25 protein-coding genes are annotated in these 21298 nt (G+C 28.7%); 16 read left to right on the plus strand and 9 right to left on the minus strand.

Annotation, left to right across the window (positions count from 1 at the left end):
* Positions 1–2 precede the first annotated feature (2 nt).
* The gene (locus tag DT059_RS05330) at positions 3–1040 is read left to right on the plus strand and encodes a Gfo/Idh/MocA family protein (RefSeq protein WP_145597399.1); all 1038 of its coding nucleotides are present in this window, start codon (positions 3–5) and stop codon (positions 1038–1040) included.
* Here DT059_RS05330 and DT059_RS05335 read toward each other — a convergent pair.
* Positions 1037–2101 (minus strand): tartrate dehydrogenase, encoded by a 1065-nt coding sequence (locus tag DT059_RS05335; RefSeq protein WP_145597400.1) that lies wholly within the window; start codon positions 2099–2101, stop codon positions 1037–1039. The genes DT059_RS05330 and DT059_RS05335 overlap by 4 nt on opposite strands.
* 104 nt (positions 2102–2205) lie before the next feature.
* Here DT059_RS05335 and DT059_RS05340 point away from each other — a divergent pair, with 104 nt between their 5' ends.
* The 3 genes from DT059_RS05340 (at position 2206) to DT059_RS05350 (ending at position 4648) form a co-directional block, all read left to right on the plus strand.
* Positions 2206–2715 (plus strand): pentapeptide repeat-containing protein, encoded by a 510-nt coding sequence (locus DT059_RS05340; RefSeq protein ID WP_023854015.1) that lies wholly within the window; start codon positions 2206–2208, stop codon positions 2713–2715.
* Positions 2716–2718: 3 nt separating this feature from the next.
* Positions 2719–3012: a hypothetical protein gene (locus DT059_RS05345; RefSeq protein WP_075504651.1), complete on the plus strand. Its 294-nt coding sequence runs from the start codon at positions 2719–2721 to the stop codon at positions 3010–3012.
* 196 nt (positions 3013–3208) lie between these two features.
* On the plus strand, positions 3209–4648 hold the full coding sequence (locus DT059_RS05350; protein WP_145597402.1) for a sodium:solute symporter family transporter: 1440 nt from the start codon (positions 3209–3211) through the stop codon (positions 4646–4648).
* Here DT059_RS05350 and DT059_RS05355 read toward each other — a convergent pair.
* Positions 4641–5009, minus strand: a complete 369-nt coding sequence (locus DT059_RS05355) for a thioredoxin family protein (RefSeq protein WP_145597403.1) — start codon at positions 5007–5009, stop codon at positions 4641–4643. The genes DT059_RS05350 and DT059_RS05355 overlap by 8 nt on opposite strands.
* Positions 5010–5078: 69 nt before the next feature.
* On the opposite strand from DT059_RS05355, the gene DT059_RS05360 reads away from it, so the two are divergent.
* Complete coding sequence (locus DT059_RS05360) at positions 5079–6014, plus strand: ABC transporter ATP-binding protein (protein ID WP_145597405.1); 936 nt, start codon at positions 5079–5081, stop codon at positions 6012–6014.
* Entirely contained in the window at positions 6004–6771 is a 768-nt protein-coding gene (locus DT059_RS05365) for an ABC transporter permease (protein WP_023854010.1), read from the plus strand. Before DT059_RS05360 ends, DT059_RS05365 begins: the two co-directional genes overlap by 11 nt.
* Here the strand turns inward: DT059_RS05365 and DT059_RS05370 are convergent.
* The 3 genes from DT059_RS05370 to DT059_RS07305 all read right to left on the minus strand — a co-directional run bounded on the left by DT059_RS05370 (position 6768) and on the right by DT059_RS07305 (position 9485).
* Positions 6768–7907 (minus strand): glycine cleavage T C-terminal barrel domain-containing protein, encoded by a 1140-nt coding sequence (locus DT059_RS05370; protein ID WP_145597407.1) that lies wholly within the window; start codon positions 7905–7907, stop codon positions 6768–6770. The two genes, DT059_RS05365 and DT059_RS05370, sit on opposite strands and share 4 nt — an antisense overlap.
* Before the next feature lie 90 nt (positions 7908–7997).
* A complete protein-coding gene (gene aceA / locus DT059_RS05375) occupies positions 7998–9272 on the minus strand; it encodes an isocitrate lyase (RefSeq protein ID WP_145597408.1) in 1275 nt (424 codons plus the stop codon).
* Between the two features lie 51 nt (positions 9273–9323).
* On the minus strand, positions 9324–9485 hold the full coding sequence (locus tag DT059_RS07305) for a hypothetical protein (RefSeq protein WP_023854007.1): 162 nt from the start codon (positions 9483–9485) through the stop codon (positions 9324–9326).
* 112 nt (positions 9486–9597) lie between these two features.
* Here DT059_RS07305 and DT059_RS05380 point away from each other — a divergent pair, with 112 nt between their 5' ends.
* From DT059_RS05380 to DT059_RS05405, 6 genes are all read left to right on the plus strand, one after another.
* The gene (locus DT059_RS05380; RefSeq protein ID WP_023854006.1) at positions 9598–11031 is read left to right on the plus strand and encodes a helix-turn-helix domain-containing protein; all 1434 of its coding nucleotides are present in this window, start codon (positions 9598–9600) and stop codon (positions 11029–11031) included.
* Between the two features lie 172 nt (positions 11032–11203).
* Positions 11204–11473, plus strand: a complete 270-nt coding sequence (locus tag DT059_RS05385) for a GNAT family N-acetyltransferase (RefSeq protein WP_145597410.1) — start codon at positions 11204–11206, stop codon at positions 11471–11473.
* Positions 11464–12210 carry a sulfite exporter TauE/SafE family protein gene (locus DT059_RS05390; protein ID WP_145597412.1) on the plus strand — a complete coding sequence of 249 codons (747 nt, stop codon included), beginning with the start codon at positions 11464–11466 and terminating at the stop codon, positions 12208–12210. Before DT059_RS05385 ends, DT059_RS05390 begins: the two co-directional genes overlap by 10 nt.
* Positions 12211–12260: 50 nt before the next feature.
* Positions 12261–12815, plus strand: coding sequence for a hypothetical protein (locus DT059_RS05395; RefSeq protein WP_145597414.1), 555 nt, complete (start codon positions 12261–12263; stop codon positions 12813–12815).
* 2 nt (positions 12816–12817) lie between these two features.
* On the plus strand, positions 12818–13384 hold the full coding sequence (locus DT059_RS05400) for an SOUL family heme-binding protein (RefSeq protein ID WP_240704590.1): 567 nt from the start codon (positions 12818–12820) through the stop codon (positions 13382–13384).
* Positions 13384–13797, plus strand: coding sequence for a carbonic anhydrase (locus DT059_RS05405; RefSeq protein ID WP_145597416.1), 414 nt, complete (start codon positions 13384–13386; stop codon positions 13795–13797). The genes DT059_RS05400 and DT059_RS05405 overlap by 1 nt, the downstream gene beginning before the upstream one ends.
* On the opposite strand, the gene DT059_RS05410 is transcribed toward DT059_RS05405, so the two are convergent.
* On the minus strand, positions 13798–16332 hold the full coding sequence (locus DT059_RS05410; protein WP_145597418.1) for an ABC transporter permease: 2535 nt from the start codon (positions 16330–16332) through the stop codon (positions 13798–13800).
* On the minus strand, positions 16316–16981 hold the full coding sequence (locus tag DT059_RS05415) for an ABC transporter ATP-binding protein (protein WP_145597420.1): 666 nt from the start codon (positions 16979–16981) through the stop codon (positions 16316–16318). Before DT059_RS05415 ends, DT059_RS05410 begins: the two co-directional genes overlap by 17 nt.
* Between DT059_RS05415 and DT059_RS05420 the strand changes: the two genes are divergently transcribed.
* The 4 genes from DT059_RS05420 to DT059_RS05435 are packed head-to-tail and all read left to right on the plus strand — an operon-like array spanning position 16980 to position 19256.
* A complete protein-coding gene (locus DT059_RS05420; RefSeq protein WP_145597422.1) occupies positions 16980–17591 on the plus strand; it encodes an arylesterase in 612 nt (203 codons plus the stop codon). The genes DT059_RS05415 and DT059_RS05420 overlap by 2 nt on opposite strands.
* The gene (locus DT059_RS05425) at positions 17592–18047 is read left to right on the plus strand and encodes a hypothetical protein (protein ID WP_145597424.1); all 456 of its coding nucleotides are present in this window, start codon (positions 17592–17594) and stop codon (positions 18045–18047) included.
* A 40-nt stretch (positions 18048–18087) separates the two neighbouring features.
* A complete protein-coding gene (locus DT059_RS05430) occupies positions 18088–18636 on the plus strand; it encodes a tetratricopeptide repeat protein (RefSeq protein WP_145597425.1) in 549 nt (182 codons plus the stop codon).
* Positions 18636–19256 carry an SOS response-associated peptidase gene (locus DT059_RS05435; RefSeq protein WP_145597427.1) on the plus strand — a complete coding sequence of 207 codons (621 nt, stop codon included), beginning with the start codon at positions 18636–18638 and terminating at the stop codon, positions 19254–19256. The genes DT059_RS05430 and DT059_RS05435 overlap by 1 nt, the downstream gene beginning before the upstream one ends.
* A 2-nt stretch (positions 19257–19258) precedes the next feature.
* Here the strand turns inward: DT059_RS05435 and DT059_RS05440 are convergent, their stop codons facing one another.
* Both DT059_RS05440 and DT059_RS05445 read right to left on the minus strand, forming a co-directional pair.
* On the minus strand, positions 19259–20554 hold the full coding sequence (locus DT059_RS05440; protein WP_240704591.1) for a DEAD/DEAH box helicase: 1296 nt from the start codon (positions 20552–20554) through the stop codon (positions 19259–19261).
* Positions 20555–20634: 80 nt separating this feature from the next.
* The gene (locus tag DT059_RS05445) at positions 20635–21120 is read right to left on the minus strand and encodes a YajQ family cyclic di-GMP-binding protein (protein ID WP_145597431.1); all 486 of its coding nucleotides are present in this window, start codon (positions 21118–21120) and stop codon (positions 20635–20637) included.
* Positions 21121–21298 lie beyond the last annotated feature (178 nt).

The raw sequence follows: 21298 nt of genomic DNA on the forward strand, positions 1-21298 counted from the left end.
TTATGAGTAAAAAAATTAATATCTCTATAGTTGGAACAGGATTAATGGGTTTACAACATATTAAAGCCATTAAAAAATCAAAGAAAGCAAATCTTCATTCAATAGTAGATATTAGTAACAACGCTAAAAATTTATCAAAAAAATATAAAATCCCATTATATTCTAATGTATTAGAGCTTTTAAATTCAAAAAAACTAGATGCTGTAATAGTTGCTACTCCCAATCAATTGCATGAAAAACATACAGTAAGTTTTTTAAAAAATAAAATACCTGTTCTGTTAGAAAAACCTATTTCAGATAACATTCAATCTGCAAAAAAAATTATAAGTAGTGCTAATAAGAATAAAACACCATTATTGATTGGATATCATCGTCGGCACAATTCTATAGTCTCTAAAGCAAAAGAGATTATTAACAAAGGTAAATTGGGCAACATCGTTTCTGCAAATGTTTTGTGTTGGTTGTACAAACACAAAGCTTATTACAATGAAAAATGGAGAGTCAGGAAAGGTGGGGGGCCTTTAGGAATTAATTTAGTGCATGATATTGATATGATTTGTTATTTATTAGGTTCAATAAAATATGTGCAAGCATTTACAACAAATAAAACTAGAAAATTTCAAGTAGAGGATACAGCTACAATAAGCTTGATCTTTGATTCAGGAGTGCTTTGTACACTTAATTTGTCAGATACAATTGTTGCACCGTGGAGTTATGAATTAACTGCTGGAGAAAATCCTGCATACCCAATTACCAACCAATCTGCTTATATGATTGGAGGTACTAAAGGTTCTTTACAGTTTCCCAATCTTAAATATTGGTTTTATAAAAAAGAAAGAAGTTGGTGGAACAAAATTTTTGTTAATGAAGATAAAAACAAAAAAGATGATAATACATTAGTAAATCAAATTGATCATTTTGCTGATGTTGTAACAAAAAAGGCTAAACCAAAAGTTAATGGTAATGATGGTTTAATCTCTCTTAAAATTTTTGCTGCTATAACTAAAAGTGCAAAAACTGGAAAGAAAATTAAAATTTAAAGATTAGCTAAAATAGAATTAGAAGATTTAATAGTATCAGCATCACCCCCTAAATCTTTAGTTCTGTTACTTTTATCACTTAAAGATTTTTCAATTGCTTCAACTATTGAATTAGATGCTTCTTTTTCACCTAAATAATCTAGCATCATTGCTCCAGACCAAATTTGTCCTACAGGATTAGCAATTCCTTTTCCTGCAATATCAGGGGCAGAACCGTGAACTGGTTCAAACAAAGATGGAAATTTATTTTCTGGATTAATATTTCCAGAGGGGGCAATTCCAATTGTTCCTGTGCAAGCAGGCCCTAAGTCTGAAAGAATATCTCCAAATAAATTCGATGCTACTACAACATCAAACCATTCAGGATTGAGCACAAATCTAGCAACTAAAATATCAATATGAAATTGATCTGTTTTAATTTCAGGATAGTTTTTTTTCATTTCATTAAATCTTTCATCCCAAAAAGGCATTGTAATTGAAATTCCGTTTGATTTTGTTGCATTTGTTAATTTTTTTCTTTTTCGTTGTTTAGCTAATTCAAAAGCAAATTTCTGAACTCTGTCTATTCCATGTGCCGACATAATAGTTTCTTGAATTGCAATTTCTCTATCAGTATTTTTATACATTCTTCCGCCTACAGTAGAATATTCTCCCTCTGTATTCTCTCTAACAATCAACATATCGATATCACCAGGTTTTTTGTTGGCTAGAGGAGGATTAATACCAGGGAAAAGTTTTACGGGTCTAAGATTTATGTATTGATCAAATTCTCTTCTAAACTGAAGCAAGGATCCCCATAAAGAAATATGATCTGGTACTCTATCTGGCATACCAACTGCTCCAAAAAATATAGCATCATGTTTTCCTAATTTTTCTTTCCAATCATCAGGAAGCATTTTTCCATGTTTTTCGTAATAATCACAGGAAGCAAAATCATATTCTGTAAAATTTATTTTAAATTGATGTTTTAAAGCAACATCTTTTAAAACTTTTAAGCCTTCAGGTAACACCTCTTTACCAATCCCGTCACCAGCTATTGAAGCAATGTTATATTCTTTCATTAGTTGATTTTTATACTGCAAAATATCAATAAATTACATTGTTAAATTAATATTAAATTTTAAACCTTCATTGTTTTGACATATTTTTTTTGCTAACTTTGCTTATGAAAAAAATAATCCTACTTGCTTTATTTAGTTTATTATTTTTCACAAATTCAAATGCTGCATGTGACGATCCTTTAACAGAAGGTGTTGATTATTCTAATTGTAGATTTTCAGACTCACAAGATTTACAAGGAAGTTATCTTCCAAATTCAAATCTTTCCTTTGCAAGTTTCATTCAAGTAAACTTTGATAAAAGTATAATGATGACTTCAAATCTATCGTTTGGAACTTTTCCAGAGTCTACCTTTGTAAGAGCTAACCTTTATGAATCAGTTTCTATAGGGGCAAATTTTGAAAAAACTAATTTTACTGGTGCTAACTTAACTCGAGTTGATTTTATGGGAGCAACCTTAATCGAAGCAAATTTTCAAAACTCTAATTTAATGGAAGCTAACTTTACTTCTTCTAACATCACTAACGCTAATTTCGATGGAGCTAATTTGACTGGAGCAACGTGGACCAATGGTCAAACTTGTGGTCCAGAATCTATTGGTACTTGTAAACAATAATTAATGAATACTTCAGTAAATACTGATGATGTTATCTTTAATTTTTTTAAACAAATTTGTGATGAAAAAGATGATAAAAAATGTGTTGAGCTTGGAAACGAGTGGATAAAGGCAATGGAAACTAATTTATCTGAAATGGAGAAAAATCTAAATGGGGCTGATTATATTAAGCATAAAGATGACATTCAAAGTAACAGAAACCATCTTGATAGTTTAAAAAACAAAACTTCATCTGAATGGAGACAGTACGCTACACAATGTATGATCGAAATAATGAATCATAAAGGCCAGAAATAATGAGTAATCAGGAAAGAGTTTTTTTAATCATTTGTGCTTCTTTGATCATCTTCACTTTGCACTATTTAATTGAAAAACATTTTTTTTAAAAAGACTATCAATAATTATAAAAATACATTAAATACTTAATAAGGGGTGTCTTAACAGACTGAGATCATACCCTAAGAACCTGTCCGGTAATTCAGAAAGGGATAAAATGGATAAAACATATTTTTTAACTCAATCAACATCATTAATATTAGTAATCGCAATTAGTTTAATATTTGCTTTTTTAGGAATTCTTCATTCTAAAAAATTTACAGGAATTAATAATTATTTAACTGCAAATAGAAACATCAGTTTATTTTCACTTACCACAAGTCTTGTAGCATCAGCTTTAGGTGCTTGGATTTTATTTGGTCCAGTGGCGGCTGCAACATGGGGTGGAGTAGGCGCTGTTATTGGTTATGCATTAGGCACAGCTTTTCCAATGATTTTCTTAATTTATTTTGGAAAAAAAATTAGAAATGAGTTTCCAAAAGGATCTTCTTTAGTTGAGTTTATGAGAAAGAGATTTGGCAAAAGTCTTTTTAAGCTAATTTTGTTAATGACAATCTTTTACATGTTCATTTTTCTTTGCGCAGAAGTAACGGCAGTTGCTGTATTAATTAATTATATATCAGGAACAGAATTATGGATTACAGCATTAATAGTCTTGGTAGCTACCTTAAGCTACACCCTTTATGGTGGATTAAGAGCATCAATATTTACTGATAATATTCAAATGATTGTAATTGGTGTTTTATTATTTATTTTGATTTCAATTATTAGTTCATCTTCAGGAGATAATTTTTCTTTTTCTTTAATTAATGAGAAAAACCCTCAACTAATAAGTTCAAATTATATTCCAGGATATACTGCTGGATTAACTTTCTTTATAGCAGTTGCAGCAACAAATTTATTTCATCAAGGAAACTGGCAAAGAGTGTATGCAGCAAAAGATTATCAAACATTAAAAACTAGTTTGATAATTTCTTTCTTTATTATTATTCCAATAGTTTTTTTAATGGGTTTTATTGGAATGGTTTCATTTTCAATGGATTCATCTGTTAGACCTGATTTAGGTTTTTTTAGTTTATTATTAAAAGATCAAACTGAAATTTTATCCTTATTGATTATTATTCTTGGTCTTGCATTAACAATTTCTACTGTTGATACTTTGGTTAATGCTATTTCTAGTTTATTTGTAGTTGATGGCAAAGCAACTTTTAATTTAGATAAAAAAACTGATTACTTAAAAATATCTAAATATTTCATTTTAATTTTATCTGTAATTACATTTGGTGTTGCTTCAAAAGGATTTGATATTTTATATTTATTCTTACTTGCAGATTTATTTTGTTGTGCGTTTGTAGTGACTGTTTTTTATAGCTTCTATAATAAAGTGGATGAAAAAACCGCTTATGTTTCAATTATAATTGGTTTAGTTGCTGGATTTTTAATGTTTCCATTTCCAGATTTTTCTAAAAGTTTATTAGTGGGAGTATTTTTGTCTAAAGACCTGTTTTCACCATTTATAGCTCAATCTTTATTATTTTTATCTTTTTTGATTGCAACATTCTTGCCTGCAATAATTTTAAAAATTAAATTTAGATAGAGGATTTTAAAGCATCATAAATAAGTTCTTTAGTGGTCTCACCAATGCTTCTGTAAACTTCTTTATTATCTTTAAAAATTAAAAGTGTTGTTTGATATTGAACGTTAAAAATTTGAGCAATTTCTTTATTTGTTACATCAAAAGCAAAGTACTCCATATTATCAAAATCATTTTTTGCTTTTTCAAGAACTTTCATTTGGCTAGCACAAGATGTACAATATTTAATCCAAGAACTAACTACCACAACTTTTCCCTCTGATAGAGCTTTATCAAACAACTCTTTACTATAAGTGGTTTCTTTTCCAATTGCCTTGGTGCTAAATGCTAATACAAAACAGATAAATACTAAAAATTTTTTCATTAAACCAAAATTAAGCTAAATTTTAATTTATTGTAATACTATAAATTGTCTCTATATATGCCTAACCACATGTCAAACGAGCAAATAAGCATAAATAACCTGTCAAAAGTATACGATAATGGTTTTGAGGCATTAAAAAAAATAAACCTAAATATTAAGAAGGGTGAAATTTTTGCAATGCTTGGACCAAATGGTGCAGGAAAAACTACACTTATAAGTATTATCTGTGGAATAGTAAGACCATCTTCTGGGAAAGTTACAGTAGATGAATTTGATATTATTGATGATTATAGAGAAACAAGATCTAGAATTGGATTAGTTCCTCAAGAGTTAACTTTAGAGCAATTTGAAACTGTATTTAATAACGTTTCATATTCTAGAGGTTTGTACGGGAAAAAACCTGAACCTAAACATATTGAGAAAGTTTTAAAAGATCTAAGTCTATGGGATAAAAAAGATTTAAGGCTTAGACAATTATCTGGGGGAATGAAAAGAAGAGTTTTAATTGCAAAAGCATTATCTCATGAACCAACCATTTTATTTTTAGATGAACCAACTGCTGGTGTTGATGTTGAGTTAAGGCAGGATATGTGGAAAGTTGTTGAGAGTTTAAGAAAAACTGGTGTTACAATAATTTTAACAACACACTACATAGAGGAAGCCGAAGCTATTGCAGATAGAGTAGGGGTAATCAATCAAGGAGAAATTATAGTGGTTGATGAAACAAAAGAATTATTAAAGAAAATGGGCCACAAGAAACTCACTGTGGACTTACAAGAAGAAGTTAAAGAATTACCAAGCAGTTTAGAAAAATATAATCTTGAAATTGGTAAAGATAAAATGTCAATTGATTACACTTATAATGTTCAAGCAAAACAAACAGGGATTACAAATTTACTTCAAGATTTAAAAGATGCAGGTTTAAAATTAAAAGATTTAAAAACAGAACAAAGCACATTAGAAAAAATATTTGTCAGTTTAGTAAAGGAAAATAATGAAATTTAATTATTATGCTTTTAAAGCAATTTATCTACATGAGATGGATAGATTTAAACGAACATTGATGCAATCGTTGTTATCGCCAGTTTTATCTACCTCTTTATATTTTATTGTTTTTGGATCAGTAATTGGAGGCTATGTAGAAAATATTGATGGGATTAGTTATGGATCATACATTGTTCCAGGTTTATTGATGCTTACTCTTTTAACTCAATCAATCAGTAACACATCCTTTGGTATATTTTTTCCTAAATTTAATGGAACTATTTATGAAATCTTGGCAGCTCCCATATCAACTTTAGAAATTGTTCTTGCTTTTGTTGGTGCTGGTGCAACAAAAACTTTAATTGTAGGTTTTGTAATTTTTATAACGGCAACATTTTTTGTAGAGGTAGATGTAAAATATCCTTTATTAATGATATTTTTATTAGTTTTAGTTGCTTTTACTTTTGCCTTGTTTGGTTTTTTAATCGGATTGATGAGTTCTAACTTTGAGCAAATGTCAATTATACCAACACTAGTTATTACTCCGATGGTATTTTTAGGTGGAAGTTTATATTCTTTAGATATGCTGCCAGAATTTTGGCAGATGGTTACATATTTTAATCCAGTAGTTTATTTAATAAATGGATTAAGATTTTCATTTTATGGAGTATCAGATTTTAATATTTGGGTTAGTATCGTTTCTATGGTTGCTTTTTTATTAGGATGCATCACGATTGTTACTATCTTACTTAAAAAAGGGTACAATATTAAATCTTAGCTACTAGCTATTTTCTTTTTAGGATCATAAAAAGGTTTTTCTACAATTGTAGCAGAATATTTTCCTTCATGAGTTTGAACATCTAATTGATTCCCTAATTCAGAATAATTTATTTCTATCATTGCAAGTGCAATATTCTTTTTTAATCTAGGTGAATATACAGCTGAAGTTACTTTACCAATTATTTTACCATCTTTTTCAATTGGCCAAAAAGTTGTGTTAGGTCCTGATAAAGGATCACAATCAATGATAAGGCCAACCTGTTTTCTTTTTATTCCATTTTGCTTAATCTTTTTTAGAGCTTCTTTACCTATAAAGTCTATATCAGTTTCTAAATTTACTAATCTATCAAATCCTAATTCGTATGGATTTGTATGAATATCTGCGTCTGCATGATATGAAAGCATACCGCCTTCAATCCTTCTAATTGATGATGTATGACCTGGTTGAATTCCATGTTCTTTACCAGCAGCCATAATTTTTTCATATAATTCATTTCCTTTTGAACCATCTCTTAAATATATTTCGTAACCAAGTTCACTTGACCAACCTGTTCTTGAAACAATTAATGGAATTCCATCAAGTTTATATTCTCTTAGCCAATAATATTTAAGATCTCTGATATCTTCACCAAATAGTTTGACCATTATTTCTTGTGAGGTAGGACCTTGTAACTGCAGAGGGGATACATCTGGTTCAGATATTTTAACATCTAAACCTGAATTAATCGCAACACCTTGTGCCCATAACAAAACATCACTATCTGCCAAGGATAACCAAAAATGATTTTCTGCTAATCTTAGTAAAACTGGATCGTTTAATATGCCTCCATCGTTATTTACGATTAATACATATTTACACTGTCCTATTGATAATTTTGAAAGGTCTCTAGGAGTTAATAATTGAATAAATTTGTAGGCATCAGGACCAGTTATTTCAACCTGTCTCTCAACCGCCACATCACATAAAATTGATTTTTCAATAAGGTTCCAAAAGTTTTGCTCAGGACTTCCAAAGTCTCTTGGAATATACATATGATTATATACAGAAAAACCTGTAGCCCCCCATTTTACAGTAGAGTCAAAATATGGAGACTTTCTTATTTGTGTTCCAAAACCAAAGTTTTTATTAGACATTTGTGACCCTTAACAGTCTTGGTATGAATTACAAACAAAAAAATAGCCCTGTTAAGGGCTACTAAAAAAATGGAGAGGGAAGTTATTTTTTTAAAACTGTTCTGACTCTGTAGATCCAGCCATTGCTGTAGTTGAGCTTTGACCGCTACTGATAGTATTTGATACTGCATCAAAATAAGATGTACCAACTTCTCTTTGGTGTTTAACACTAGTATAACCATCTTTTTCTCGAGCAAATTCTTGTTGTTGAATTCTAGAGTATGCAGTCATACCTTCTTTTCTATATTTTTCAGCAAGTTCAAAGATTGCAATATTTTGAGTATGAAAACCAGCAAGAGTAATAAATTGAAATTTATAACCCATTTTTGCAATTTCTTGTTGGAATGAAGCAATTTCATCATCGCTTAAATGTTTTTTCCAATTAAAAGAAGGTGAACAATTATAAGCTAAAAGTTTTCCAGGAAATTTTTCATGTATTGCATCAGCAAACTTTTTAGCTTCTGCTAAATTAGGCGTTGCTGTTTCACACCAAATTAAATCAGCATAAGGTGCATAAGCTAAACCTCTAGAGATAGCTTGTTCAATTCCATCTTTTACATAATGAAAACCTTCAGGAGATCTTTCACCTGTTAAAAATGGTTTATCATTTTCATCAAAATCATTCGTAATTAGTTTTGCAGCATTTGCATCTGTTCTAGCCAAAATAATTAATGGAACTTCTGCAATATCAGCAGCTAACCTTGCAGCTTTAAGATTTTTTACCATTGTTCCTGTTGGCACCAAAACCTTACCACCCATATGACCACATTTTTTTTCACTAGCTAGCTGATCTTCAAAGTGTACACCTGCAGCACCTGCTCTTATAAATTTTTTAGTTAATTCAAATACATTTAATGGACCACCAAATCCTGCTTCACCATCAGCAATAATAGGCAACATATAATCTGTTCTATCCTCTTTTTTCATATCACCATCTTGCATTTCCATATGTTGAATTTGATCAGCTCTAATTAAAGAATTATTCATAGATTCAACTAATTTTGGTGCACTGTCATATGGATATAGAGATTGATCCGGGTACATTTCACCAGCTGTATTAGCATCAGCAGCAACTTGCCATCCGCTTAAATAAATTGCTTTTAAACCAGCTTTTGCATGTTGAACTGCTTGATTACCTGACAAAGAGCCGAGCGTGTTCACGTATGGCTCAGAATTTAATAATTTCCAAAGTTTTTGAGATTGGTTTTTACACAAAGAATACTCAATTTTAATTGAGCCTCTTAATCTTTCAACTTCTTCCTCAGTATAGTCTCTTTTTATTCCAGCAAATCTTTTTAAGTCGTATGAGATTTTTTCTGCACTCATTTGTTAGTTTCCTTTGTGTTTTAATTTAGAAAATTGAATAAGAAGAATGAACTAGTTGCTATCGTCTAAGGCTTTGATTAGCTCACTCATTCCACTTGAACCCCAATCACAATGATCATCTCTCATATAGATTCCTCTACTGTTGTGTTGATCTAAGTCCTCTTTTTTGATGATTTGAGCTTCATTTTCTGTGTTTTTTAAATTTTTATCCATGTAAATTATATATTTTACAGAATTTACAAAATCTATAAAAAACGTTAAAAAGCTTTGTAAATAGGGAAAAAATATTGTAAAAATAAATTTACAAAATTTACAAATAGTAAATATGAGTCAAATAGATTTAAAAATAGGCCCAAAAATCAAGTCTTTTAGAAGACAGCTTGGTCTACAAGCAAACAAATTAGCAGAAGATTTAAACATTTCACCAAGTTATTTAAATCTTATTGAAAGTGGAAAAAGAAAAATTGATGGTGATCTACTATTAAACTTATGTGAAAGATTAAATATTCAGTTATCAGATCTTACTTCAAAAACAGATATTAATCTTCAAAATACAATCTCAGAAATTTTAGATGATAGTTTATTTGAGGATTTAGATATTTTAGGACCTGAAGTAAAAGATTTAGTTAGTACCAATCCAAAAATTGGAAAAGCAATTGTAAGACTTGGAGATATTTTAAAAAAAAAAGATCACGAGCTAATTAATAAGATAGAAAAAATTTCTGGTAAAATTGTTGATAATAGAAAAAATTCTTTTCCAGGAGAAGTTATTTCAGACTTTTTACAAGAAAATAAAAATTACTTTCCTAAGTTAGAAGAATTTGCCAATAAAGTATTTGATAAGATTCAAAAAAATAATCGTACAAGATACATAGCTTTATGTGAATATTTATATTCAGAATATTCAATTACTGTAAAAGATGTAATTCCTGATGAAAGCAAACCATTTTCAAAAATTTATAATAAAAATAAAAAAGAGTTATTGCTTAGTGATTACAGTTCACTGGAAACAAAAAAATTACATGCAGCTGCACAAATAGCACAAGAAGGTGCAAATAAAGAAATTGATGACTATCTTTCTAAATTTAGTTTTCCATCTGAGGAGTCAAAAAAGTTAACTAAAGTTGCTTTGCTAAATTATTGCGGAGCAGCTATTTTAATGCCTTATAAATTATTTCATTCTGAGTGTAAAAAGCTAAAATATGATTTAGAGTTACTTCAAAATACTTTTGCAACATCTTTTGAACAAGTAGCTCACAGAGTAACGTGTCTTCAAGACCCAAAACTTCCTGGAATTCCTTTTCATTTTTTAAGAGTTGATATGGCAGGTAACATTTCTAAAAGATTTTCTTTATCAGGTATAGATATCCCAAGATATGGTGGTGCTTGTCCACGATGGAATGTTTATTCTGCTTTTACTAGACCAGGGGTTATTCAAGCAGCTGTTAGTAAAATGAATAATGGTGAAAAATACGTTTGTATTGCAAGAACTGTTGAAAAAGGTATTGGACGATTTGGTCAAGCTAAAAGTGTTTTATCTATAGGACTTGGTTGTGATGCAAAATACGCAAAAGATTTTGTTTATACTGAAAACGTAAATATAAATGATAAATCTACTGAAATTCCAATTGGAGTTTCTTGCAGAACCTGTGACAGATTAGATTGTTCACAAAGAGCATTCCCCCCATTACATAAAAAATTTGATGTTGATTTAAATACAAGAGGTGTTTCGGTTTATGTCAGCGATGACAAAGCTTAATTATGATTAAATATATACTGCCAGCTATAATTATTTTTTTATTAGTATTATTCTGGGAACAAATCACTGAGTTCGTAGAAAAAAAATTCAATATTAAGCTTAATTATATTGTTGTTAGCTCCATTATTGCTGCGATAGCAGTTATCCTTTTACTCCTAAATTACTAGGATTCATGAACAGTCTGGAAGTTTCAAATTTTGAAATTGAGGAAACTGAGGGAGTTTTTACCTTTAAAAATGAAAATACAACAATAGGCTTTGTTAGATTTAATGAAAAAGGTGAGGTAGAGTATATTTTTGTTAATCCAATTTTTAGAAAACAAGGGTTAGCAACTAAACTATTACAATTAGTAAAACAAAAAACTGGAAAAGAAATAATACTTCAGGAACCAATTAGCCCTTTAGGATCGAAATTATTAAAATCATTAAATAAATGGAAATAAACTTATTATTTTTTTTTACAGTTGTTCCAGCCATAATTTTATACGGAATTGCAAAATCAGGCCTAGGTGGATCCATGACTTTAATTTCTGTTCCGTTAATGACAATAGTGATGCCGCTAAATCAAGCTTTAGGAATTATTTTACCGATTTTAATATTTTCAGATTTCATAGCTGTCTATAAATATAGAAAAGAATTTGATTTAGGAACTTTAAAATTGATGGTTCCATTTGCAGCGATTGGTATAATTATTGGCTCTTTAACCTTTTCATATTTTTCAGAAGATTTATTAAAATTTGTAATTGGAGTAATGGGTTTCTTGTTTGCAGGTCATTATTTCTTTTTTAAAAAAGACAAAGAAAAAAAATCAGAGAAAAATTTTTTAAAAGGCGGAATATGTTCGGTGGTTGCAGGTTTTACAAGTTTTTGTGTCCATGCTGGAGGAACTCCAACCAGTCTTTACTTACTTCCACTTAGAATGAAAAAAGAAATCTATGTTGGAACAAGAATATTTTTTTTCACTTTTGTGAATTTAATTAAACTTCCTTTGTATATTAATTTATCTATGACAAATATAGAATCTTTTAAACAGTCAGCAATATTATTTCCAGTTGCGTTATTAGGGATATTGATCGGATATAAATTACTTAAAATTATCGAAGAAAAATTATTTTATAATTTTATATATGCTCTAATTTTCATAACTAGCACAAAGCTTTTATATGATTATCTAATATGATTTTTTTACACATACTAAATTTTAAATAAATGTTTAAATTTAGTTAAATTATGAAAAAAAAATTTAATCCAAGAATTAAAGCTAGATTAAGAAAAAATCGACAAGTCTTAAGTAAAAATATTGATAACTTTTTTGGTTGGGTTAAAGGTGCAAAACTCGTTGAGCTTAAAGAATGCAATACAGATGAAGATCCTGTAAGACCAGAGTTAGATAATAAGTTTAGAACAGGATATGGAAGAAAAATTTTTGGAGTTGAATATAAAGGAGAAATTCATGCTGTTATGTGTTTTGCTTATACAAACGAAATTCCAAAAAGTGTTGAAGAGTTAGAAAAACTTAGTACCGATGCATTTCTACAAACTGCTATGCGAGATCAGTCCGGTGGTCAAATAGCAATTGCTTATACAGTATGGTCTAAAAAAAAGGGTGGAGGAAAGTTAATTGTAAAAGAAGTGTTCAAAAAAATTAAAAAATCTAATCATTTAAATAGATTAGTAACCCTCTCACCTTTAACAGAAATGGCAACTCATTTTCATGAGAGAAATGGTGCTAAATTAATTCAAATTAATGAAACTACACAAAATTTTGAATATAAAGTTATGTAATAATGAAAATTATAAAATTTTATTTTATAGTAATTTGTACTTTATTTATTTTACCTTATTCTGCAGTTATGGCTTACGAAGAAGCAAATTATGAAGTTATCTCTAAAAATGAGATTTATGAGATTAGAAAATATTCTGATCGTTTAGCGGTCGAAACAATGACATCTGGAATAGATAGTAATTTTAGAAAATTATTTAATTACATTTCAGGCAGAAACGATACTCAAGAGAAAATTAAAATGACTACCCCAGTTACCCAAGTTGAGAAAAATGGAAATATGAGTATGCAATTTTATTTACCCTCTAAATTTAACTCAGAAAATGTACCAAATCCAAGTAGGAAAGATGTTAAAATAGTTAACATTGAAGGAGGATACTACGCAGTGCTTAGGTATTCTGGACGAGCATCAGATGGAAATTTTATTAAGCATAAAGAAATTTTAGAAAAAGAGTTACAAAAAAACAAGATATCAATTATAAGCCCACCAATTAGAGCAACTTATGATAGCCCATTTACCCTTCCAATGAATAGAAGAAACGAGGCTATGTTTAAAGTTGAATTAAATTGATGAAATCAAAATTTAAAGCGATGGTGTTATCTTGTATGGATCCAAGATTTCAACATTTAGTACATAATCATTTAAAGAAAAAAAAATTAACAGGAAAATACAGTGCATTCACAATTGCAGGTGCAGCTGTTGGGGTTACACATAATAAATTCAAAAAATGGCATAAAACGTTTTATGACAATTTAGCAACCTCTATTAAATTACATAAAATAGAAAAATTAATTGTAATTAATCATAAAGATTGTGGCGCAGCTAAAATTGCTAATGGAAATAAAGAATTTAGTCCGGTAAATGAAAAAAAAATTCATAAAGAGTCGTTTTCTAAAATTAAAAAACAAATAAAAAAAAAATTTCCAAAATTGAAAGTAGAATTAAATTTAATTTCTTTGGATAGTAAAATTACTAAATTCTAATTATTGATTTCTTATAAGGGGATAAACTTTAGGATTTAGATATTTTAAGTTTGTTAGCAATATTAAAATTAAAGTAACAAGGCCAATTGAAAATCCTAAATAGATTAAAACTTTAAAGTCAAACATCCACACTAGCTCAAAAATATTTTCCAAAATAAATTTTGAACCAATCACTGCAAAGAATATTGCAATTAAAATTACAGATTTAAAAATAATGATGAATTCAATTAACGATGAAAAAACAATTTGTTTTTTTGAAAAACCTAAAATTTTAAATACTAGATTTTGATATTCTTTTACTTTTCCTTGAACCATAATTGCGCTCGAAATTACAATTAAACCAATGACAATAGTAACTGCTGAAATTAAAGTAACTGCAATAAATACTTTATTCAAAACAGCTGTAACTTTAGATAAATAATCTGCAATTTTTATCATTGATAAACTTGGCATGATTTCAAGCATTTCAGTTTCATCAAATTTATTTGAATTAAATTTTGCAGTAGCCAAATATTCGTGTGGAATATTTTTTGCAAATTGAGGATTAAATAACATTGCAAAGTTGATGCTTAAATCTCGATAATCCACCTCTCTGAAATTAATTACTTTTCCATCAATTTCACGCCCATAAACATTTAAAGTAAAAATATCACCTAACTGGATATTTAAATCTTTAGCAACTTTTGCATCTAAAGATATTTGAAGTTGATCTGGGTTTGATAAATCCCACCATTCACCTTGTAAAATTGGATTATCTTCAGGAACATTTTCTACCCATGATGACCTTCGTTCGCTACCAATTACCCAATAACTATCATTATCTGGTTTAATATAAGTGTTAGGATCCACACCATTAATTTTAACAATTCCAGAAGATACCATTGGCACAATTTCAATAGATGCATTGGGATCCATATTTAAAATACCTTGCTCAAATTTCTCTCTTTCTCCTTTTTGAATACCGACGAAGAAATAATCAGGTGCAATATCTGGAATAGATTTAGCTATTTCTCTTTGAAAATTTGTACCAACTAAAGCTAATGTTAATAACAAAGTAACCCCTAAGCCAAGAGACATAACTGTAATGGGAGTTATACTTTTTGTTTGGGTAATATTTTTAATTGAGACTTTTAAAGAAATTATTGAACTAGTTTTGAATTTTTTTAGGAAAAAAATAATTAATTTTGAAAGTAAGAAAAATACAATTAAACATACAAAAAATGCAGCAAAGTAGCCCAAGCTATAAGAAGGCTGTTCAGATCCAACTGTGAATAATAAAATTAAGATAGATAATAAAACAAAGCTAAGAACAACTGATCTTTTAGAATAATAAAATTGAAGATTTTGAAATACGTTTCTAAATAAATTAGACGCTTTTACTTGATCAATAGAACTGATTGTTGGGATAGAAAAAATTACTAGAACCAATAATCCCACTAAAAATATTTTTAAAAAATTTAGTAAAGAAAACACTGGATAAACATTCAATCCTAGTCCGTCAGATAAATATTTATCTGCTATTGGTACAATTAAAAAACTCGATCCATAAGCAACAACAGTGATGATAAATAAAAGTATAAATAACTGCAGATAATATAGGGTTTTAATATTGCCCGAATAAAAGCCAACTGCCTTTCTAACAGCTATTGACATGTTGTTTTGATTAATAAAAGAAAGCAGAGTATTTGCTATTCCAATACCCGCTATCAACATTGCACTGATAGATACAAGGGATAAAAATTGAGAAAAATTATTAATTATTCTTTTTATTCCACTTGCAGAATTTTCAGGATATCTAAGTTTAACTTTTTGATCGTCTTTAAAGATTTCTTCAATTCGTTTCTCAATTTCTTCTGGCTTATCATTTTGATTGAACTTTACTTTGTATTCATAGTTTAAAAAGCTTCCAATTCCATTTAGTTTTAAAATTTCTAAAGTTTGTTTTCCTGCTAAAGCCCAATCGCCAAATGCAACAAATCCACTTACATCTGGCACTGATTTAATAATTCCAATTACTTTAAAATTTTGATCTTGGACTTTTACTAATTCATTAATTTTAATATTCAGGGTTTTTGATAAACTTTCATTGATAAGGATAGTATTAGGTTCTCTTTGCATTCTTTCATAAGCACCAATTGGCTCATACACAACATTTCCATATAAAGGATATTTTTCATCTACAGTCTTAATTCTAGTAAATAATGATTTATTTTTTTCTCTGCCAGTAGTTGAAAGCATAGTACTGAACTCAATCATTTGAGAAACAGTTGCAAATTCTTTTACTTTGTCAACTAGATCTAAATTTCCTTGATTACGATTGTAATCAATCTCTAAATCTCCACCCAAAAGAGCTTTAGCATTATCATTAAGTTCTTTTTTAAGACTATCCTCAATTGTGAAAATAGCACTTAAGATAAAAAGACTTATAAATAGCGTAACAATGATACTAGAAATTTTATGATAATTTCTACTTAAGTCTTTTAAAGCATATTTAAAAATCAAACTAAATTCTGAAGGATTATTTAATTTTTCCATCTTTAATTTTTATTTTTCTTTTAGCTTTGTCAGCAAGTTTAGGATCATGAGTTACCATGATTAAAGACGAACCTTCTTCTTTTACATATTTAAATAAAATATTTGCAATCATGACAGAATTTTCAGTATCTAAGTTTCCGGTTGGTTCATCTGCTAAGATTAGTTCTGGTTTCATCGCAATTGCTCTAGCTATAGCAACTCTTTGCTGTTCACCACCTGATAATTGACTTGGTAAATTATTAAAACGATGTTTCAAACCAAAACGATCTAATAAAATTTTTGCTTCTTTTTCAGGATTTTTAAAATTATTAAGTTCAAGGGTTAAAGCAACGTTTTCAACTGCTGTGTAATTAGGAATTAAATAAAACGATTGAAATATTATTCCAATATTTTTCTTTCTTATCTCAGATACTTCATCTTCACTAAGGCCTGTTATTTCTTGATCATTAAAAATTATTTTACCAGAGGTTGGTTTTTCTAAGCCTCCAATTAACATTATTAAACTTGTTTTCCCTGAGCCACTTTCTCCAACTACTGAAACAGTTTCTTTTTTCTTAATATTTAAATCAATATTCTTTAAAACACTGATACTATCTTTGCCAGTTTGGTATTTGAGATTTATTTTTTTTAATTTAAGAAGAGCACTCATGAATAAAACTATATTTATTAAAATTTTGATATTCTTTCTAGTGCACATAAACGCAAGTGCAATAGAAAAGGTAGTTTTATTCGGCGATAGTTTGATGGCTGGTTATGGATTACCTAAAGAACATCATTTATCAATAGTTTTAGAAAACAATCTTAAACAAGCTGGTTTAAATATTAAAGTTATTAATGGAAGTGTCTCTGGAAGTACATCATCAGGTGGATTGAATAGAGCAGATTGGAGTTTATCAGAGCCAGGTATTGATTTAATTATTTTAGGATTAGGAGCCAATGATATGCTTAGAGGGATTCAACCAGAGGAAACAGAAAGAAATTTAGAACAAATAATAAAAGTTGCTCAGAATAAAAAAATTAAAATTATTTTAGCTGGAATGGTGGCTCCAGATACTCATGGGGCAAAATACAAAAAAGAGTTTGATGCTATTTATCCAAAGTTATCAAAAAAATATAATTTAGCATTAATCCCATTTCTTCTTGAAGGTGTGGCACTTAATCCAAGTTTGAATCAACAAGATGGTATACACCCCAACAAAGATGGAACAATTAAAGTAAGTGAAACAATTAAAAAAACTATTATTAATATAATTAATTAAATGAAAATCTTTCTATCAATATTTAGCTTATTATGTTGCTTTAATTTTGCTCAAGCTCAAAATACAAATATTACTTTAAATTCTGAATTAAACTTAAATTGTAAATTTGAAAAAGTAATTTTAAAAAATCCAGACCATAACTTTGAATCTTTCACAAAAGATCAAATTAAAAGAAAAGATATTAATAAATTAATAATCGAGTCTAAAACACCAGATGTTCTAAATGTTAAAAATTTATCAGAATTTTTTAATAAAATTGATTTAGAAGTTAAAATTTCAAATAAGGATATATTCTTAATTCAAGCATTTGATAAAGAGAGGAATTATTCTGAGTCTGCAGTCTATACTAGAAAAACAGGCGAACTTATTCACGAAATCACAACCAACATAAAACAAGAGGAAAAAGAAAAAGATATTTCTTTTTATAGTTGTAAAAATAACAACAAAGACACTTAAGACCAAAGACTCTAATTCTAATATTTGATAATATTAAAATATGAAGAAGTTATTCTTAATAATTTTGGTTTATTTATTTTCACAGGTTAGCTCTTTTGCAAACGAAAGGGATACCAGACTGAACCAGTTGTTTAATGAGTTAAAAGCAAATAAATCGAAAGTAGCTTTTATAATTGAACAAGAAATTTGGGCTTTATGGAGTACCCATCCAACAGATGAAAAACTTACTGCAAGATTAGAGGAGGGCTCTCAATTTGTGAGAGATCAAAACTATATAAAAGCAAAAGATATTTTTACTGAAGTTATTAATCTAGATCAAAGTTGGGCTGAAGCTTGGAATAAAAGAGCAACTGTGCTTTATATGCTAGGAGAATTTCAAAAATCTCAAGATGATATAGATCAAGTATTAGCCTTAGAACAAAGACACTTTGGGGCTTTAGCAGGACAGGGTTTGGTAAATATTCAGCTTAAGAATTATGAAAAAGCAATTAGAAGTTATGAACAAGCACAAGAAATTTATCCTGCTATGAGATCACCAAAAATAATGATTAAGCAAATTGAAGAATTAATGAAACAACAAACAATATAATGTGTGGAAGATACGTAGTAAAAAACCCTGTAACCAAAACAAATAAATTAGTGAAATCAGCAATTCAGGTTGAAGATACTGAAAACTATAATGCTCATCCGTATCAGAAACTACCTGTAATAAAAAAATATAAAAATGGAAATACTTTAGAAAATCTACAGTGGGGCTTGGTACCTAGTTGGGCTAAAGATAAAGATTTTAAAGCTTTAATTAATGCAAGGTTAGAGACTATTGATGAAAAAATTTCTTTTAAAAAACTAATAAAAAACAACCGATGTGTTGCTGTGGCAGATGGTTTTTATGAATGGAAAAGAGAAGAGAAAGAAAAAACTCCCCATTATTTTACTCGTGAAGATACAAATCCTATTTATTTTGCTGGGATATTTGAAAATGATCAGTTTTGTTTAATTACAGAGGAAGCAAAAGAAAATATAAATGAAATTCATCACAGACAACCAGTTATTTTAAACCAAGCTGATATTAATCGTTATTTAAATTTAGAATTACAAGGTTCAGCGTTTTTAAAAGAACGTAAAATTTCAAATTTAATTTTTCATGAAGTATCAAAAGATGTTAATAAACCTACAAATAACAGCGCTTCTCTAATTCAAAAAGTATAATTTTATTTACGTTTATTTTTCTTAAATCTAAAATTTTTAGGTCTTTTTCTATTTTTAAATTTTCTTTTATTATTTTTATTTTCGAATTTTTTAAATTTCTTCTTTTTACTTAATTTATTATTAGAAAATTTCTTTTTAAATTTATTTTTAAATTTATTTTTTTTATTAAATTTCTTTCCTTTTTGATTATTTGGTTTTGCTTCTTCTTTAACTTTAAAGTCTGGATCAATTAGTTTTTGAATTGATCTCCACATATTTCTGTCATTGTTAGTCAAAAAAGTTAAAGCCGAACCATCTTTTCCTGCTCTACCAGTTCTTCCTATTCGATGAATATAATCTTCTGGTACTTGCGGTAGATCATAATTAATTACATGTTTTATAACCGGTATATCTAATCCACGTGCGGCTACATCAGTTGCAACTAAAATTCGACTGTTACCATTTCTAAAACCTTTAATTACACGATCTCTTTTACTTTGTCTTAGATTTCCGTGAATAGCATCAGCTTTATGTCCATCATATTTTAATCGCTTAACTATTTTATCAGCACCATGTTTAGTCTTCACAAAAACTAAAATAGAACCAGTTCTTTCAACTAACTGATTTATTAGTTCATGATATTTTTTATCAGGTGTAATCTGAAAAGTTTCTTGTTTAATTTTTTCAATTGGTGTTGATAAAGATCCAACTGAAACTCTTTCAGGATTATTAAGATATTTTTGTGAAATTTTTAAAATATTTTCAGGTAAAGTAGCTGAAAATAATAATGTTTGATGTTTCTTTGGCACGAATTTTAAAATCAATTCAATTTGCGGGGTAAAACCCATATCTAACATTCGATCAGTTTCATCAAGAACCAGGTAATTTACTTTTGATAGATTTAAACTTTTACGCTCAATGTGATCATTAATTCTTCCTGGTGTTCCAACAATAATTCTTGCTCTTTTATTTAGTTGTCTGAGTTGTTTTTGCATACTCTCACCACCAATTAAAAGAGCATTTCCAATCCCTATCTCTCTAACATTTAACTTTAAAACTGTTTCCATTACTTGAGTTGCAAGTTCTCTTGTTGGACAAATAATTAGTGCCATCGCTTGTTTGTCTTTAAGAAGTTTGTTCAACATTGGGATCGTAAAAGCTAAGGTTTTACCAGTACCTGTTTGTGCGGTACCTAGAACATCTTTTCCTTCTAAACTAATTGGTATCGATTGACTTTGAATAGGTGTTGGAACTTTAAAATCAGCTAATTCAATTGATTTTTTTAATTTGCTTTCGATATTGAGATCAGAGAAATTCATTATGTAGGGAAGATATATTTATGTAATTGAGTGACTGCTTATATCTTTTTGCACCAAATACAACAAATAGTTTGAAAAGATTAATCTCTAAAATTTACAAAGTCTATTGGAAGACCTATATCAATTCCTTTGATTGCAGCGATAGCTTCTTGAAGATCATCTTTCTTTTTGCCATCTACTCTTAATTCATCGCCTTGGATTTTAATTTGAATTTTAAGTTTAAGTTTTTTTATGTCAGCAATAACTTTTTTAGCATTTTCTTGGCTAATTCCTTCTTTTAATTCACTTACTTGTCTAATAGATCCTCCTGACGCTCCTTCAGAGCTTTTAACTTCTAAAACCCTTGGATCTACTTTTCTTCTAACTAAATGGGTTTGTAATAATTCATTTACTTGCTTTAATTTTAATTCATCAGGGGCAATGGTAGTCACCGTTTTATCTTTTCGTTCAATTGAAATATAAAGTCCTTTAAAATCATAACGATTACTAATTTCTCTTAAACAATTAGCTAAAGCGTTATCAAATTCTTGATAATTAATTTTGCTTATTACATCAAATGACGGCATAATATATTTATATAATAATTATGTTTGAGCTTATAGATATATTTTTTAATCAATATTTGAGGATTTTCGTAGGTATTGTATTGATTGGTCTTATTTTGTTTTCTTTATATTACAAATTTAAAGACAAAAAGTAACAGAATGCGGGGTTGTGAATAAATTAATAATCATTTAAAATTTA

Source organism: Candidatus Pelagibacter sp. FZCC0015 (assembly GCF_007833635.1).
GTDB lineage: Bacteria > Pseudomonadota > Alphaproteobacteria > Pelagibacterales > Pelagibacteraceae > Pelagibacter.

Excerpts from the sequence above, each read along its gene's own strand:
- DT059_RS05330 (WP_145597399.1), top strand. The coding sequence starts at position 3 with ATGAGTAAAAAAATTAATATCTCTATAGTTGGAACAGGATTAATGGGT.
- DT059_RS05335 (WP_145597400.1), bottom strand. The coding sequence starts at position 2,101 with ATGAAAGAATATAACATTGCTTCAATAGCTGGTGACGGGATTGGTAAA.
- DT059_RS05340 (WP_023854015.1), top strand. The coding sequence starts at position 2,206 with ATGAAAAAAATAATCCTACTTGCTTTATTTAGTTTATTATTTTTCACA.
- DT059_RS05345 (WP_075504651.1), top strand. The coding sequence starts at position 2,719 with ATGAATACTTCAGTAAATACTGATGATGTTATCTTTAATTTTTTTAAA.
- DT059_RS05350 (WP_145597402.1), top strand. The coding sequence starts at position 3,209 with ATGGATAAAACATATTTTTTAACTCAATCAACATCATTAATATTAGTA.
- DT059_RS05355 (WP_145597403.1), bottom strand. The coding sequence starts at position 5,009 with ATGAAAAAATTTTTAGTATTTATCTGTTTTGTATTAGCATTTAGCACC.
- DT059_RS05360 (WP_145597405.1), top strand. The coding sequence starts at position 5,079 with ATGTCAAACGAGCAAATAAGCATAAATAACCTGTCAAAAGTATACGAT.
- DT059_RS05365 (WP_023854010.1), top strand. The coding sequence starts at position 6,004 with ATGAAATTTAATTATTATGCTTTTAAAGCAATTTATCTACATGAGATG.
- DT059_RS05370 (WP_145597407.1), bottom strand. The coding sequence starts at position 7,907 with ATGTCTAATAAAAACTTTGGTTTTGGAACACAAATAAGAAAGTCTCCA.
- aceA (WP_145597408.1), bottom strand. The coding sequence starts at position 9,272 with ATGAGTGCAGAAAAAATCTCATACGACTTAAAAAGATTTGCTGGAATA.
- DT059_RS07305 (WP_023854007.1), bottom strand. The coding sequence starts at position 9,485 with ATGGATAAAAATTTAAAAAACACAGAAAATGAAGCTCAAATCATCAAA.
- DT059_RS05380 (WP_023854006.1), top strand. The coding sequence starts at position 9,598 with ATGAGTCAAATAGATTTAAAAATAGGCCCAAAAATCAAGTCTTTTAGA.
- DT059_RS05385 (WP_145597410.1), top strand. The coding sequence starts at position 11,204 with ATGAACAGTCTGGAAGTTTCAAATTTTGAAATTGAGGAAACTGAGGGA.
- DT059_RS05390 (WP_145597412.1), top strand. The coding sequence starts at position 11,464 with ATGGAAATAAACTTATTATTTTTTTTTACAGTTGTTCCAGCCATAATT.
- DT059_RS05395 (WP_145597414.1), top strand. The coding sequence starts at position 12,261 with ATGAAAAAAAAATTTAATCCAAGAATTAAAGCTAGATTAAGAAAAAAT.
- DT059_RS05400 (WP_240704590.1), top strand. The coding sequence starts at position 12,818 with ATGAAAATTATAAAATTTTATTTTATAGTAATTTGTACTTTATTTATT.
- DT059_RS05405 (WP_145597416.1), top strand. The coding sequence starts at position 13,384 with ATGAAATCAAAATTTAAAGCGATGGTGTTATCTTGTATGGATCCAAGA.
- DT059_RS05410 (WP_145597418.1), bottom strand. The coding sequence starts at position 16,332 with ATGGAAAAATTAAATAATCCTTCAGAATTTAGTTTGATTTTTAAATAT.
- DT059_RS05420 (WP_145597422.1), top strand. The coding sequence starts at position 16,980 with ATGAATAAAACTATATTTATTAAAATTTTGATATTCTTTCTAGTGCAC.
- DT059_RS05415 (WP_145597420.1), bottom strand. The coding sequence starts at position 16,981 with ATGAGTGCTCTTCTTAAATTAAAAAAAATAAATCTCAAATACCAAACT.
- DT059_RS05425 (WP_145597424.1), top strand. The coding sequence starts at position 17,592 with ATGAAAATCTTTCTATCAATATTTAGCTTATTATGTTGCTTTAATTTT.
- DT059_RS05430 (WP_145597425.1), top strand. The coding sequence starts at position 18,088 with ATGAAGAAGTTATTCTTAATAATTTTGGTTTATTTATTTTCACAGGTT.
- DT059_RS05435 (WP_145597427.1), top strand. The coding sequence starts at position 18,636 with ATGTGTGGAAGATACGTAGTAAAAAACCCTGTAACCAAAACAAATAAA.
- DT059_RS05440 (WP_240704591.1), bottom strand. The coding sequence starts at position 20,554 with ATGAATTTCTCTGATCTCAATATCGAAAGCAAATTAAAAAAATCAATT.
- DT059_RS05445 (WP_145597431.1), bottom strand. The coding sequence starts at position 21,120 with ATGCCGTCATTTGATGTAATAAGCAAAATTAATTATCAAGAATTTGAT.